Source organism: Sorangium sp. So ce448 (assembly GCF_051520915.1).
Lineage (GTDB): Bacteria > Myxococcota_A > Polyangia > Polyangiales > Polyangiaceae > Sorangium > Sorangium cellulosum_B.
Genome location: NZ_CP150343.1, coordinates 2,950,823 through 2,964,226 on the forward strand (window position 1 = coordinate 2,950,823; position 13,404 = coordinate 2,964,226).

A 13,404-nucleotide genomic window follows, 5' to 3' on the forward strand; every position below is an offset into this window, starting at 1 on the left:
GCCCGCTACGCGGAGCTCGCCGCCGCGAGCCGCGGGAACCGCTCGGCCATCCGCCACGCGATGCGCGTCGCCATCGCCATGATCGGCACCTGCGAGTTCACGCCGATGCTCGTGGGGAGGATCGAGCCGTCGGCGACGAAGAGCCCCGGCAGCGCGAAGCACTCGCCGCTCTGATCGACGATCCCGCGCCGCGGATCGTTCGCCACCCGCGCGCTCCCGAGCGGGTGGAACGCCATGCACTCGATGCGGCGCGCGTCGATGGGCGCGCGCTCGGCCGCGCGCGCGGCGTCCATCGACGTGACCGGCGGCGCGCCGAGCAGCGCGGTGTAGACCTCGCGCGCGCCGGCGGCGAGCGCCATCTCGCTGAGGATCGTGATGGACCGGCGGAGCCGCGCGAGGTCGCGCGGCGCCATCGCGTACGAGACGAGCGGCTCCCGGCCGGGGCCGGGGCGGACGCGGCCGCCGCCCTCGTCGTGGATCATGGCGCCGAAGACGGCGCAGCGCGACAGCGCGGCGGCCCGACGCCGCAGCGCGGGCCCGACGCCGGGCAGGCCCGCCGCGAGCACGTTCACCGCCGAGTAGACGCCGACGAGCTTGATCCCCTCGGCGTCGAAGTGGTCGGAGTAAACGCTCTGGAGCGCGCCGTCCCAGCCGTTCAGCGCGTCGTCGAACCGGGCGACCACGCGCACCGCGGGGTGCAGCGTCACGCCGTCGCCGAGCCCGGAGCTCGCCCCGAACGCGCCCGTCGTGCGGAGGAGCAGCGGCGTGTGCAGCGTGCCGCACGCGGCGACGACGGCCTTCGCGCGCACCCGGAACCGGCGCGGCGAGGCCCCGGGCTCGCCGCCGAGCAGCCTCCCCTCGACGCCGACGGCGCGCCCGCGCTTCACGGCGATCCGCTCGACCAGCGCGTCGGCCACCACGCGCGCGCCCTGCGCGGTCGCCGACGGCAGGTAGGCGACGTCGACCGAGCGCTTGGCCCCGGCGGGGCAGGTGAAATTGCACCGGCCGTTGCCCTCGCACGCGTCGCCGGTGTTGCGGCGGAGCGGGCGCATCGGGATGCCGAGCCGCCTCGCCCCCTCGACGAGCCGCGCCGTCGAGGCGGAGCGCAGCACCTCGGGGACCTCGCGGACCTGCAGCCGGTGCTCGACGCTGTCGTGCGCCGCCTCGAGGGCGCGCTCCGACAGCTCGTCGAGGCCGAGGTCGCGGGTCCACCGCGCGTGGACGCTGCCCGGGATGCGGAAGCACACCCCGCCGGTCACGACCGACGATCCGCCGACGGCGCGCCCCAGGGTGAGCGAGATCATCGGCGTCTGGCCCACGCCGAACGCGGTGAACAGGCCAGCCTCGCGGAACAGCCGCCTCACCGACTCGCTGGGCTTCCAGCGCTGGTAGTCGTCAGGGCGAACGTAGGGGCCCTCCTCCAGCACGATCACGCGCCGCCCCGCCTCGGCGAGCAGCGCGGCGACGACCGCGCCGCCGGCGCCGGAGCCCACCACGACGACGTCGCACGCCTCGTCGAACCCCGCGGGCAGGTCGCGCCCGCTGACGATCGGCTCGCTCGACGCGATGCCGCCGCTCACGCGCCGCCCCCGGCGCCGAGCCCCGGCAGCCTGCGCCGCGCCGCGGTGCTCTGCCGGTCGAAGCCCGTCAGCGCGAGCTCCGCGCCTTCCTCGAAGGCGGCGATGCTCATCGGCACCTTGAAGGCGAGGAGCAGCATCGCGAGGAGCCCGGAGCGGCTCGACTCGAGCGCCTCCAGGTACGCGAGCCGCCGGCCGAGCGAGAGCCGGCTCATCCGGCCGAAGGCGCCGATCACGAAGGGCGGCAGCAGCTCGAGGCAGGCGGCCAGCAGCGCGAAGCTGCGCCGGGTCTCGGGGCTGCCCTGCCCGAGCGCGAGATCCAGCGCCGCGACCGCGCGCTCGCACACCTCGGCGCCCGGCGGGGCGAGCTCCCCGCGCTCGTCCTCGTCGCAGAGCATCGCCTCGGCGGCGGCCCACGCGACGCGTCGCGCCCACGGCGAGAGCCCGCGCCCGGCGCGCTCCCACCGCTCGATCCCTCGCGCGGCGCGCCGGGGCGCGCTCCCTCCCCCGTCCTCTTGCATGGCCGCGAGAGCCTAGCCCGGATCGACGCAGCGCCGAGGTCGAAGGCGGCGCGCGACGGGGTCGGGTGATCCCGGGCGCTTGGCTCGGCCACGCGGACGGGCTGTTCGCGTGCCATTGCAGAACGACATCCTGACGGTCCGCTGAAGGCGCGCGCCGTGCCGCGTCGAGCGCTGCGCCGCGGCGCGCGGATCGCTCCTCGCGGCCGCGCGCGGGCTGGCTGTCCGCCGCGGATCCGGTTCTGGTATTGAGCAGTGCGGCCGGGGGAGCACGGAGGAACGATGGCGGAGCGATCGCTGCAGCACCGGGATCCCGATAGCAAGGACGACGAGACGCTGAGGAGAGAGGCGCGCGTGCACCTCGCGAGCGAGCCGGCGCTGCAGCTCGTGGCCGAGCTGATCGCGCGGCTGCGCGAGCTCGATCTGCCGTGGTGGACGCCGGTCAAGCTGCGCGATCAGTTCGGCGCGGTCGAGCGGATGGGCTGGTTCCGCGAGCGGAGCGACGTGCGCCAGCAGATCACGACGTCCCTCACCGGCCTCTCGCCCAAGGCGGCCCGCCGCAAGACGCCCGACTTCCAGGGCGCGCTCATCGACTCCGTCATCGACGAGGGCGACATCACCCCGCGCGCGTTCGAGGACGCGTTCGATCCGCGCGATCTCGCGGTGTACGGCCCCGCGGGCGGCTACTGGCAGTTCTTCCGGGACTCGATGCCGTGGGATCAGGACACGCCGCAGCTCCAGGAGATCGTCGCCTGGCTGCTCAAGGCGCTGCTCGCGGATCGCAGCCCGTTCGAGGGCATCGGCAGGACGCCGATCCTGACGCCGTGGGACGTGCGCACGGCGATCGACGGCCGGCTGTGGCAGACCCGCATCCCGCTCGAGATCCGCGTCGCCATCGACAACGCGCGGCTCAAGCAGGAGCGCGAGCGCCCGGGCGTGCCGTTCCACGCCGACGGTGAGCTCGCGATCGCCGGGCCGGACGTCATCGCCGCGAACATCCCGCCGCGCGACATCCTCCCCGTGGTGCAGCTCGCGCAGAAGGCGATGCGCTTCGACGGGCCGCGGGCCGCCACGCCGAAGGCGGCGGCGCCGGTGGAGCTCTCGTCCGGCCGCGGCGGGGCGCCCGCTGCCGCTCCGCCGGCCGGAGCGGCAGCGCCTGCATCGGCGCCTGGGGCCTCCGCCCCCGTGTCGAAGCCGGCGACGACTGCGTCCGGCGGGCCCGTGTCGGGGCCGGCGGCGTCAGCGCCTGTGTCGTCCGGCGGCGGGCCCGTGTCGGCGCCTGCCTCCGGCTCGTCCGGCGGCGCGCCCGACGCGGGCCAGGCCGGCAAGGCCGCCGCGAGCGCCGCGCCCTCCGGGGCGGCCGGCTCGCCGCCGGGAGGCCTCGCCGCGTCGGTGAGCAGCCCGCCGGCCGGCTCCCCCGCGGGGCCGAAGGCCGCCGGCGGCATCACGCCGCCGAGCGCGATCGCCGCGAGGCCGCTCGCAGCGGCGGGCGCCGCGGCGGCGGTTTCACCGCTGGGGGGGGAGCCGTCGCGCAACAGGCTCCCGAGCGACCCTGGCACCTCGTCGGCGCGCGCTTCGACGCCGCCCCCTCCGGCGGTGCGCCCGTCGACGCCGCCCGCGCCGCGCGCATCGACGCCGCCCGCGCCCCCGGCGCCGCGCGCGTCGACGCCGCCTGCGCCGAGCGCCTCGCCGGACGGGGCCAAGGTCGAGTCGCTCGACGACCTCGAAGAGGAGGAGGACGATGACGACGGAGACAGCGGCGTGCCCGAGAGCGAGCGCACGAATCCGTGGGCGACCTCGGGCGACGGGAAACCGAAGGACGACCTCGACGACATCGGCGACGTCGAGTCGGTGAAGTAGCGCCGCCGGAGCGCGGAGCGCCGTCCGCGAGCGGATGGCGCGCTCCGTCAGGGCGCCGCGCCGCGCTGCCCGCGGCGGTCTTCATGTTTCTTCACACACGCTCCTGAACATCCTTCACACGCGCTGCGCAGCTTCGAGGTGTCCCGGAGCCGCGCGTCTGCGGCTCCGGTCGTTGCTGCCCGGGGCGGCGCCCGCGCTCGGACGAACCGAAGCCGCGCGCACATGCCCCGTGCACGGATCGACGGCGGAGACGCTCACGGAGGGTACGCATCATGCTGGGATTCGTGGTTGGAACGGCCTGTCTGATAGGCCTCGTCATGACGTTGAAGCGCGGCTCTAGGTACGACTGCGGGGCGCCCTGGGGCGCTGGGCCGCGCTTCTTCGGGCGGCGCGGGTTCGGGGGGCACGGCTTCCGCCGTCGCTTCTTCCTGTCCTTCCTCTTCGATCGGCTCGGCACCACGCCGACGCAGGAGAAGGTCATCGTCGCGGCCGTCGATGAGCTCCGCTCCGCCGCAGAGGCGCAGCGGAGCGAGATCCGCAGCACGCGCGCGGACGTCGCCGCGGCGATGCGGAGCCCGAGCTTCGACGAGACGCGCCTCGGCGAGCTCTTCGCGCGCCACGACACGGCCATCGAGTCGCTGCGCAGGGCCGCGGTCGGCGCGCTCGGGAAGGTCCACGCCGTGCTCGAGGACCGCCAGCGCGAGCAGCTCGCCGATCTCATCGAGATCGGGCCCGCCGCGTTCCGCGACATGTGGTCCGGAAGGGCCGAGCGGCGCGGCGACGATCCCTACAGGACCCACGGCCGGTGGGCGTGAAGGAGGCGATGAGACCATGATGCGACGTCAGATCACCATCGCGCTGCTCGCGCTCGGCACCGTCGCCGGGTTCGCCTCCGGCTTCTCCTCGCTGCGCTGCCGGGCGGAGGCCCGCCGCGACGCCTTCCAGCGCCACGTCGCGTCCATCTGCGTGGACGCCGCGCGGGAGGCCGATCGCTCCTGGCCGCGGAGCGCCCCGCGCGCGGTCCACGCGCCCGCGGCGGCCGACGCCGACACCGGCGCGGGTCCCTGAGCTATACAAGGGGTGAGCGGCGGCCGGTCGCCGCCGCACCTGCCCCCCGGGTCCTTCCATGGCGCTGCGGCTCCTGCTCATCGACGACGACACACGGCTCCACGCCTTGCTCGCGAGCTACCTCGAGCAGAACGGATTCGCGGTGACCGTGGCGTGCGACGGCGCGCGCGGCCTTCTGGCGCTCGCCGCGGGCACCTTCGACGCCGTCCTGCTCGACGTGATGATGCCGGGCATGGACGGCATCGAGGTCGTCCGCCGCATCCGGCAGAAGAGCTCGATGCCGATCCTCATGCTCACCGCCCGCGGCGACGAGGCCGATCGCGTGGTCGGCCTCGAGATCGGCGCCGACGACTACATCGCGAAGCCCTTCAGCCCGCGCGAGCTGCTCGCGCGCCTCCGCGCGGTGCTCCGGCGGGCCACGCCCGACGCCGCCGGCGAGCGGATCGTGGCCGGCGACATCGCCATCGACGTGCCCGGCCGCGTCGTCACCGTGTCGGGCAAGCCCGCCGATCTCACCGGCATCGAGTTCGACATCCTCGTCGCCCTCGCGCGGCGCGCCGGCCGCGTCGTCGCCCGCGAGGCGCTGCTCGAGGAGGCCGGCCGCGGCGACGTCAACGTCGGCGGGCGGACGGTCGACGTGCACATCTCGCACCTGCGGCAGAAGCTGTCCGACGACCCGAGGTCGCCGAGGCTCATCAAGACGGTGCGCGGCGTCGGCTACGTGCTCGCCAAGGACCGCGTGTGAGGAGGAGGTACCGGTCCTGGCTCTACGAGAACGGGCGCAAGGTCTCGATCGGCCGCTTCCTGAGCGCGCGGCTGCACCGCCGGATCTTCATGTGGTTCGGCGCGACCATCCTGATCACCGCGCTCGCCGCGGTCGCCACGATCGGGGCCATCGATCGCGTCGGCAACTCCGGCTGGCGGCGCGAGCACGCCCGCGCCCAGTCGTTCGTGGCCCACGAGTTCGAGCGGGTATGGGACGATCCCTCGGCCCGTGACGCCCTCGCCCGCGCGTTCGCCGAGGATCTCGAGATCGATCTGGAGCTCGTCGACACGACCGGGCGGCGGCTCGCGAGGTACGGCCAGCCCTGCCGGGCGCAGACCCTGGTCGCCCCGGTCCGCGACGAAGGGGGGCCGCTCGGCACCGTGCTCCTCTGCCCCGCGCGCGGCCGCTCCGGCGGATCGCTCCGGTTCGCTCTGCCGCTGCTCGCCGTGGCCATCGTCATGTGGGGGGCCTCGGGCCTCATCGCGCGCCGCCTCGCCCGCCCGCTCGTCGATCTGGCCCACGTCGCGCACGAGATCGGCGCCGGCAAGCTGTCGAGCCGCGTCCGGCTCGACTGCCACGGGCAGCAGGGCGAGGTCGGCATCGTCGCCGAGGCGGTCAACGACATGGCCGCGCGCATCGAGCGCCAGATCGCCGACCAGAGAGAGCTCCTCGCCGCCGTGTCGCACGAGCTCCGCACGCCGCTCGCCCGCATCCGCCTGCTGACGGAGATGGCCCGCGAGGGCGGCGGGCCGAGCGCCTGCGTGCTCGACGACCTCGACCGCGAGGTCATGGAGATCGACGCGCTCGTCGGCGACCTCCTGGCCAGCTCGCGCCTCGACTTCGCGGCCCTCACCGTGGCCCGCCTCGACCCGGCCGAGGCCGGGATCCGCGCCCTGGAGCGCGCAGGGCTGGATCCGACGCTGCTGGAGGTCGTCGAGGGGACGCCGGCGCTCCAGGTGGACGCGACGCTGCTGGCGCGCGCCCTCGCCAACTTGCTGGAGAACGCGCGCGCGCACGCTGGCGGGGCCGAGCGGCTGCGGGTCCGTCCCGGCGGCCAGCGCGGCGTCGTCTTCGAGGTCGAGGATCGCGGGCCCGGGTTCGCGGACGGGGAGGAGACGCGCATCTTCGAGCCGTTCTTCCGGCGCGAACGGGGGCAGGGCGGCGAGAGCGGCGCCGAGCGCGGCTCGCTCGGCCTCGGTCTGGCGCTGTGCAAGCGCATCGCCGAGGCGCACGGGGGCCGCGCGTTCGCCGAGCGCCGCGAGGGCGGCGGGGCGCGCGTCGGCATCGAGCTCGCGCTGCGTCCGCCGACCAGCGCCGCGCGCCCACAGGGACGCGACAGGGAAGCAACCACAGCAGACAGAGCAAACACAGCAGACAGAAGAGACAGAGGAGACAGAGCAGACGGAGAGGCCCGCCCTCGCCGCGCGTAGCGTTCCCGCTTGACCGCGCGATGGGGCGGGTGCGACGCTCCCCGTGCTCGCGACCATGCGAATCCTCCTCTGCGAAGATCAGGACGCGATCCGGCGCATGATCGAGGCGCTGGTCGGAGCGAGTGGTCACGAGGTGATCGGCGTGGGCACCGGCCGCGAGGCGGTCGAGCGCGCCCTGACCGAGCCCTTCGACGTGCTGCTGCTCGACCTCATGCTGCCCGGGAGCATGGATGGCTTCGAGGTCTGCGAGCGCCTCCGCGCGCACCCGAGCACCTCCAGCCTGCCGATCATCGTGATCAGCGCCCTCGACGATCACGAGGCGCGCGCCCGCGCCTTGAAGCTCGGCGCGACCGCCTACTACGCCAAGCCGTTCCGGCCCCTCGAGCTCCTGGAGCACATCGGCGGGCTCAAGGCCACGCGGCGGGCCTGAAGCGGGGCCCCGCCCCGGCGGGAGCCGTCCGTCCGGCGCAACGCAACGGAGCGCTGGAACATGGCGCCCGTTTTGACTACACCCGGCCGTCATGCACACTCGGTGGCGCTGGGTCATGGCTTCGACGCTCGCGGCGGTCGCCCTCTCGGGGCTCGCGGGCTGCGAGGGGGAAAAGAGCAAGGCGCAGGTCGCCGCCGACGCCGGCGCGCTCGATGCCGGCCCGGCGCTGCCCGTCGTCGGCGGCAAGCTGGGCGCGGAGCTCGCGGAGGCGGCGTCCGGCAGCACCGAGAAGAAGGGGTCCGCGGCGGGCGGCACGGCGGGCGAGCCGCCGGAGAGCGGCGTGTTCTCGGCGTCCGAAGCGGCCGCCGCGCTGCCGAAGGACGTGCCTTACAAGATCGAGGTCATCGGCGACGGCAGCGAGCCGCGGGCCAGGCTCGCCCCGAAGATCGACCCGAAATCCGAGCAGAAGCTCGACATCACGCTCGGGCTGCGCATGGGCGGGCCGCAGGGGCTGCCGAACCTGGAGCTCGGCGTGAGCTTCAAGGCGGAGAAGCCGGCGGACGCACCCAAGGAGGGCGCGGCCGCGCGCGTGGCGTCGACGGCGAGCGCGGCTCCGACGAGGGTGAGCGCGAAGATCACGTCGGCGATGCTCGCCTCGATGTCGATCGGCGGCCCGCCGAAGCAGCTCGCCGACGCGCTCGCGAAGCTGAAGGGGAGCGCGCTGCGGTACGAGCTCTCGCCGGCGAACGCGGTCAGCAACCTCCAGTTCGAGCTCTCCAAGGACGCCGATCCAGGGCTCCAGCCGCTGATCGGCGCGCTCGGGGAGGCCATCACGCTCCTCACGCCGCCGCTCCCGGACAAGCCCGTCGGCGCAGGCGCCTACTGGATGGTCACCGATCGCGTGGTGGCGTCGGGCGCGCAGCTGCCGGTGCTGCGGTACCGGGTCTTCAAGATCGAGAAGGTGGAGGGAGGCGTCGTCTCGCTCAGCGTGGACACGCGGCAGTACGCGGAAGGGGCCGACCTCAAGCTGCCGAGCCCGAACGGGGAGATCACGATGACCATCGACCGGCTCGACTCCTCGGGCAAGGGCACGCTCACCTGGTCGCCGTCGAGCTTCGTGCCCGGCGTGGCCGACGCCTCGCAGCGGCTCCAGGCGTTGCTTGTGCCGCCCGGCGCCACCGCCCAGCAGGCCGCCGCTCAGCGCAGCGTCGCCCAGGTGGAGCTCACCGCGAAGTTCGCGCCGCCGGCAGCGCAGTAGCGCCGGTCCGCCGGGCGGGGACGCGGCAGCTCTCGCCAGGGCCACACCCTGCCGCCCGGGGCACACGGAGCGGCTCTCGCGCATCGGGCGGTGTGAGCGCATCGCCCTGGCGGCTGTGCACTTCCGTGCGAGCGTTCGCGCCTGCATCTCCCGCCGCGCGGTCGTGCGGTCTTCCAGGACGCAGGCGTGCGTCCCGGTCGCTGACCGCGAGCGATGGAAACCGTGGAGACCGCGACCAACCCTGGAGCGGCGCCGCGGTGCCGGGGGTGTTGGCTAATCCCGTGCATGAGCGCCCGTGCGGGGAGGCGTGACGGCTGTCCGACCCGGCTGTCAGAAGCGGGTGAGCAGACCGAGCCACGGTGCAGACGCATGACGTACGGGTGCGAGCGGAACATGCGCGGGTGCAGCCTCGAGGCGTACATCGAGGAGCCGGGCCTCACGGAAGGGCAGCGCCGGCGGCTGCGGTTGTTCCAGACGGTGGAGGAGGCCGTGAGCCGTCGCGTGGAGCGGCTGTGCACGTCCAGCGAGATCGAGGTGACGGACGCGGCCATCCTCGTCGTGTCCCCGGCGGCGCGCCGAGCGTTTTTCCGGATCGACGCGCGGGGCAGCGCGGAGGCGCCGGGCGCGGGCGTCATCGTCGACCACCGCGCGCGGCTCCACGAGTTCCTGCACGCCGTGCTGCCGCCCGTGGACGAGGCGCCGTTCGATCCGTACGTCGACCTGCTCGCGCCGTCTCCGCCCCAGTGCGTCCGCGTGCTGATCGTGGACGAGGACTCGCTCACGGTCCTGAATTACGGCGCGTTCGTGGTGGTGAACCTCGACCGCAGGGAGATGCCGAAGGCCTAGCTCCCGCGTCGGAAGTCAGAAGCGCACGGTGAGGCGGAACGGGTCGAGGGCGGCGCGCGGCGGGGGCTGCTTGCGCGGGGCGCCGGCGGGATCGCGGTCGAAGACCATCACGAGCACGCCGACGCCCGCCGCGAGGAGGCCGGCGCCGGCGACGATGTCGCCCGCGAGCGCCTGGGCGCGCGCGCCGTCGGCCGCGTCCCCGTCCCGCGTCGGTGCGTCCGACGCGCTCGCGACCCCGAGCAGCCCGATGGCCGCGCCGGCCGCCACGGTGGTCAGACCGCCGGCGACCAGCACGATCGGCACCACGCGGCTCGGCGCAGCGTCGGGCGCGGAGCTCGGCGGGGCGCCGCGCAGGACCGGTCTGGCCGGAGCGACGCTCGCCGGAGCGCTCGTCGAGGACACCCTCGGCCCGGCGGGCGCCGCCGTCGCGACGACCTCGCGCTCGAGGCTCAGCACGACGACGGCGCGGCTCCCAGGCGCCGCCGCGACGCTCCGCTCGGCCTCGCGGTAGCCCGGCGCGCTCGCGGTCACCGTGTGATCCCCCGGGTTGACCGGGCGCGGGCGATCGAGCGCCGCCGCGGGCACAACGACGCCGTCGATCTTCACCTCGAGGCCGGCGGCGTCGCCCGGGGAGAGCCGCAGCTCGAGCGCCGCGACCTTGTGCTCGAGCTCCTGGATCGCCTGCCGCGCGAGCTTCTCGTACCCTTTTGTCGCAGGCGCGGACGGCTCGACCAGGAACGCGCGGAAGTTCTCGAGCGCCTCGACGAGCTGCCCCGTCTGCTGCTGGGCCACCCCGAGGCTGTAGAGGGTGATCGGCGCGCGCTTGATCGCGAGCGAGCGCTCGTACCGCTCCCGCGCCTGCTCCCAGCGGCCTTGCCTGGCGAGCTCGGAGGCCTCGATGAAGATCTCGCGCGCGACCGCCACGTCGGCCGCGCTCTGGGCCGCGGCGGGCGCGGGCGCGGCGAGCATCGCCGCCGCGACGAGGAGCGCCAGGACGCCCGAGAGCGGGCGCGTCCGCCGCGGCGTCACGGCCTGAACCGCTCCCCGTCGGGCACCAGCGAGAACCCCTCGAGCCCGGACCACAAGATGAGCTCGGTCCCCGTCCACACGCCCACGCCGTAGGTGTGCTGCTTGCCCGCGGCCGACATGTTCGCTCCCCACGCCATCGTCATCGGATCGTACAGCTTCCCGTCTCGCCTGAGCGTCACGCCGCTCCGCCCGCCGGCGACGAGCGCGTGCGCGCCGGTCCACCCGCTCCAGCCGGTGCGCCGCTCGACGCGGCTGCGCTCCGAGGGGGCCCCCTTGTCGTCGATCCCGCGCCACGCGTCGGCCGCCGGATCGTAGATAGCGCCGCCCTTGCGGGCGACGCCCTCCTGGTCCTGCCCGCCCCAGACGAGGAGCCGATCGCCCATCCAGACCGCGAACGCTTCGGTCCTCGGGCTCGGCGCGTCGGCGCTGGGCAGCGACCGCCAGACGTCGGTGGTGGGGTTGTAGGCGTACCCCTCGTTCGTGGTCGCCTCGCGGGCCTCCCCGCCGAACAGGTAGAGCTCCGTGCCCGACCAGGCCCACGCGACGCCCTCGCGCGCGGGGGCCGCGCCGGCGCTGGAGGTCGGCGTCCATGCGTCGGCGACCGGGTTGTAGAGCCCGCCGCCGGCGACCGGGGCGCCGCCCTCGTTGCCGCCCCAGATCAGCAGGCGCGTGCCGGTCCACACGCCGATCGGCATCCGCCGCGCCGCGGGGGCGTTGGTGGTGCTCATCGCGCGCCAGGTCCGCGCCGCCGGGTCGTACACGCCGCCGGTGGACAGGCCGAAGGGGCTCGTGAACGAGCCGCCGCCCCAGACGAGCACCCGGGAGCCCGTCCACGCCGCGGCCGCGAGCACGCGCGGCGAGGGGGCGCCCTCGTTGCCCAGCGTCGACCAGGTGTCGCGCGCCGGATCGTAGAGCGCCCCGTCGCCCACGTCCCCGACCAACGTGCGGCCGCCCCACAGGAAGAGGGCGTTCCCGATCCAGGTCGCCGCGGCCATCTGCCGCGGCGCGGGCGCGCCGGTCCTCGTCATCGGGGCCCACGCGGGGGTGCACTGGCCGGTGCGGCACTCGCGCCCGCTCAGGCAGGCGTTCCCGCACGCGCCGCAGTGCTCGGCCGAGCTCAGGCTGACGCACTTGCCCTCGCAGGCCACGAGGCCGCCTCCGCAGGGCGGGATGCAGGCGCCGCCGGAGCAGATCTCGCCCCCGCTGCAGTCCGCGCTGGTGCAGCACTGGCGGCACGCGACGAGGCTGCAGCACTGCTCTCCGTCGGCGCAGCCCGTGCTCTTGCACCTCGCGCCGCCGTCCTCGCACACGTCGGCGGTGCAGCCGTCGCCGTCCGAGCAGTCCTCGTCCGAGCAGCAGGCGCGGCACGCCGTGCCGCAGTCGTGCGGCGTGAGCGCCCCGCACGCGCACGCGCCGGAGACGCACACGGCGCCCGGCTTGCAGGCGGTGCTGCACGCGCCGCAGTGCCGCGGATCCCTGGTGAGATCGGACTCGCAGCCCGGGGCGATCGGGTCGCAGTCCGCGAAGCCCTCGTCGCACACGAGCTCGCCTCGGTCGCAGCGCTGGTGCGGCCCCGCGGCGACGCCGCACGCGCCGCAGTGGAACGGGCTGACCTGCGTGTCGACGCACGAGGAGTCGCACACGGCGAGGCCGGCGGCGCAGCCGGCGGCGCACGCCGCGCCGTCGCAGTAGGCCGCCTCCGGCGCGCACCGCACGTCGCACGCGCCGCAGGTCGTCGGGTCGATGGCGATCGCCTCGCAGCCGGGCGCGCCGTCGCAGTCGAGGCGCCCGCTCGCGCAGGCGCAGCCGCTGCGGCCATCGCAGATCATGCCGCTCGCGCAGGCATCCCCGCAGGCCCGGCAGTCCGCCTCTGTCCCGAGCGTGGCCTCGCAGCCGTCGTCGGGCGAGCCGTTGCAGTCGGCGTATCCCGGAGCGCACCCGCACACGCCGGCCCCGCACTCCATGTTCGGCCCGCAGGTGACGCCGCAGGCGCCGCAGTTCGCGCGATCCGAGGAGCCGTCGATCTCGCACCCGGTGTCGTGGAGGTTGTCGCAGTCGAGGAGCGGCGGCGCGCACGCGCACTGCCCCGCGTCGCAGATCGCGCCCGAGGGGCAACGGAGCGAGCAACCGCCGCAGCGCTCGGGATCGCTCTTGAGATCGACCTCGCAGCCGTTGGTGACGACGTTCCCGTCGCAGTTGTCGAAGCCGAAGACGCACTCGGACGAGCAGTGGCCGCCCACGCAGAGGGTGTGCGGGCACTGCTCGTCGCACGCGCCGCAGTGCGACGGGTCGTTCAGCACGTTGGTGCACGACCCGCCGCAGCACGACTCCCCGTCGCCGCACGCGTTGCCGCAGGCGCCGCAGTGCTCCCGGCTCTCGCCCAGCGCGACGCACGTACCGCCGCAGCAGGCGCCGTCCGGGCAGTCGGGCGCGCAGCCGCCGCCCGTCGAGGTCGCGTCCTGGCCGCCCTCGGAAGGTTTGTCGGAGAGGGCGCTCTCCGCGAGCAGCGAGCAGGCGCCGGTGAGCACGGCCAGCGCGAGCAGCAGCGGCCAGCGCGCGCCGGTCGTGGGCCTTCGATGTCGCGTCTCGCGCGCGGGGCTTTCCTGGGAAGACATCGCGACG

Annotated in this window: 12 protein-coding genes; 8 read left to right on the top strand and 4 right to left on the bottom strand. The window is 75.1% G+C overall.

Features of this window, described 5'->3' with window-relative positions; genetic code table 11:
* Positions 1-5: 5 nt before the first annotated feature.
* Positions 6-1,580, bottom strand: a complete 1,575-nt coding sequence (locus tag WMF45_RS11405) for a GMC family oxidoreductase N-terminal domain-containing protein (protein ID WP_437716936.1) — start codon at positions 1,578-1,580, stop codon at positions 6-8.
* On the bottom strand, positions 1,577-2,098 hold the full coding sequence (locus tag WMF45_RS11410) for a hypothetical protein (RefSeq protein ID WP_437716937.1): 522 nt from the start codon (positions 2,096-2,098) through the stop codon (positions 1,577-1,579). Before WMF45_RS11410 ends, WMF45_RS11405 begins: the two co-directional genes overlap by 4 nt.
* A gap of 279 nt (positions 2,099-2,377) precedes the next feature.
* Between WMF45_RS11410 and WMF45_RS11415 the strand changes: the two genes are divergently transcribed.
* The 8 genes from WMF45_RS11415 (at position 2,378) to WMF45_RS11450 (ending at position 9,753) form a co-directional block, all read left to right on the top strand.
* Positions 2,378-3,955 carry a hypothetical protein gene (locus WMF45_RS11415; protein ID WP_437716938.1) on the top strand — a complete coding sequence of 526 codons (1,578 nt, stop codon included), beginning with the start codon at positions 2,378-2,380 and terminating at the stop codon, positions 3,953-3,955.
* A 317-nt stretch (positions 3,956-4,272) separates the two neighbouring features.
* Complete coding sequence (locus tag WMF45_RS11420) at positions 4,273-4,770, top strand: Spy/CpxP family protein refolding chaperone (protein ID WP_437719522.1); 498 nt, start codon at positions 4,273-4,275, stop codon at positions 4,768-4,770.
* A gap of 16 nt (positions 4,771-4,786) precedes the next feature.
* Positions 4,787-5,023, top strand: a complete 237-nt coding sequence (locus WMF45_RS11425; RefSeq protein WP_437716939.1) for a hypothetical protein — start codon at positions 4,787-4,789, stop codon at positions 5,021-5,023.
* A 58-nt stretch (positions 5,024-5,081) separates the two neighbouring features.
* The gene (locus WMF45_RS11430) at positions 5,082-5,768 is read left to right on the top strand and encodes a response regulator (protein ID WP_437299102.1); all 687 of its coding nucleotides are present in this window, start codon (positions 5,082-5,084) and stop codon (positions 5,766-5,768) included.
* Positions 5,765-7,219: an ATP-binding protein gene (locus tag WMF45_RS11435; protein ID WP_437716940.1), complete on the top strand. Its 1,455-nt coding sequence runs from the start codon at positions 5,765-5,767 to the stop codon at positions 7,217-7,219. The genes WMF45_RS11430 and WMF45_RS11435 overlap by 4 nt, the downstream gene beginning before the upstream one ends.
* A gap of 55 nt (positions 7,220-7,274) precedes the next feature.
* Positions 7,275-7,649 carry a response regulator gene (locus tag WMF45_RS11440; RefSeq protein ID WP_437716941.1) on the top strand — a complete coding sequence of 125 codons (375 nt, stop codon included), beginning with the start codon at positions 7,275-7,277 and terminating at the stop codon, positions 7,647-7,649.
* Positions 7,650-7,764: 115 nt separating this feature from the next.
* Positions 7,765-8,907, top strand: a complete 1,143-nt coding sequence (locus tag WMF45_RS11445; protein WP_437716942.1) for a hypothetical protein — start codon at positions 7,765-7,767, stop codon at positions 8,905-8,907.
* A gap of 369 nt (positions 8,908-9,276) precedes the next feature.
* Positions 9,277-9,753, top strand: coding sequence for a hypothetical protein (locus WMF45_RS11450; RefSeq protein WP_437716943.1), 477 nt, complete (start codon positions 9,277-9,279; stop codon positions 9,751-9,753).
* 15 nt (positions 9,754-9,768) lie between these two features.
* Here WMF45_RS11450 and WMF45_RS11455 read toward each other — a convergent pair whose 3' ends face one another.
* Together WMF45_RS11455 and WMF45_RS11460 are read right to left on the bottom strand one after the other, a co-directional pair.
* Positions 9,769-10,782 carry a hypothetical protein gene (locus WMF45_RS11455; RefSeq protein ID WP_437716944.1) on the bottom strand — a complete coding sequence of 338 codons (1,014 nt, stop codon included), beginning with the start codon at positions 10,780-10,782 and terminating at the stop codon, positions 9,769-9,771.
* Positions 10,779-13,397, bottom strand: a complete 2,619-nt coding sequence (locus tag WMF45_RS11460; RefSeq protein WP_437716945.1) for a Kelch repeat-containing protein — start codon at positions 13,395-13,397, stop codon at positions 10,779-10,781. Before WMF45_RS11460 ends, WMF45_RS11455 begins: the two co-directional genes overlap by 4 nt.
* Positions 13,398-13,404 lie beyond the last annotated feature (7 nt).

What these genes read in the sequence shown, in the direction of transcription:
- WMF45_RS11410 (WP_437716937.1), bottom strand. Translation starts at nt 2,098, where the DNA reads ATGCAAGAGGACGGGGGAGGGAGCGCGCCCCGGCGCGCCGCGCGAGGG.
- WMF45_RS11415 (WP_437716938.1), top strand. Translation starts at nt 2,378, where the DNA reads ATGGCGGAGCGATCGCTGCAGCACCGGGATCCCGATAGCAAGGACGAC.
- WMF45_RS11420 (WP_437719522.1), top strand. Translation starts at nt 4,273, where the DNA reads ATGACGTTGAAGCGCGGCTCTAGGTACGACTGCGGGGCGCCCTGGGGC.
- WMF45_RS11425 (WP_437716939.1), top strand. Translation starts at nt 4,787, where the DNA reads ATGATGCGACGTCAGATCACCATCGCGCTGCTCGCGCTCGGCACCGTC.
- WMF45_RS11430 (WP_437299102.1), top strand. Translation starts at nt 5,082, where the DNA reads ATGGCGCTGCGGCTCCTGCTCATCGACGACGACACACGGCTCCACGCC.
- WMF45_RS11440 (WP_437716941.1), top strand. Translation starts at nt 7,275, where the DNA reads ATGCGAATCCTCCTCTGCGAAGATCAGGACGCGATCCGGCGCATGATC.
- WMF45_RS11445 (WP_437716942.1), top strand. Translation starts at nt 7,765, where the DNA reads ATGGCTTCGACGCTCGCGGCGGTCGCCCTCTCGGGGCTCGCGGGCTGC.
- WMF45_RS11450 (WP_437716943.1), top strand. Translation starts at nt 9,277, where the DNA reads ATGACGTACGGGTGCGAGCGGAACATGCGCGGGTGCAGCCTCGAGGCG.
- WMF45_RS11460 (WP_437716945.1), bottom strand. Translation starts at nt 13,397, where the DNA reads ATGTCTTCCCAGGAAAGCCCCGCGCGCGAGACGCGACATCGAAGGCCC.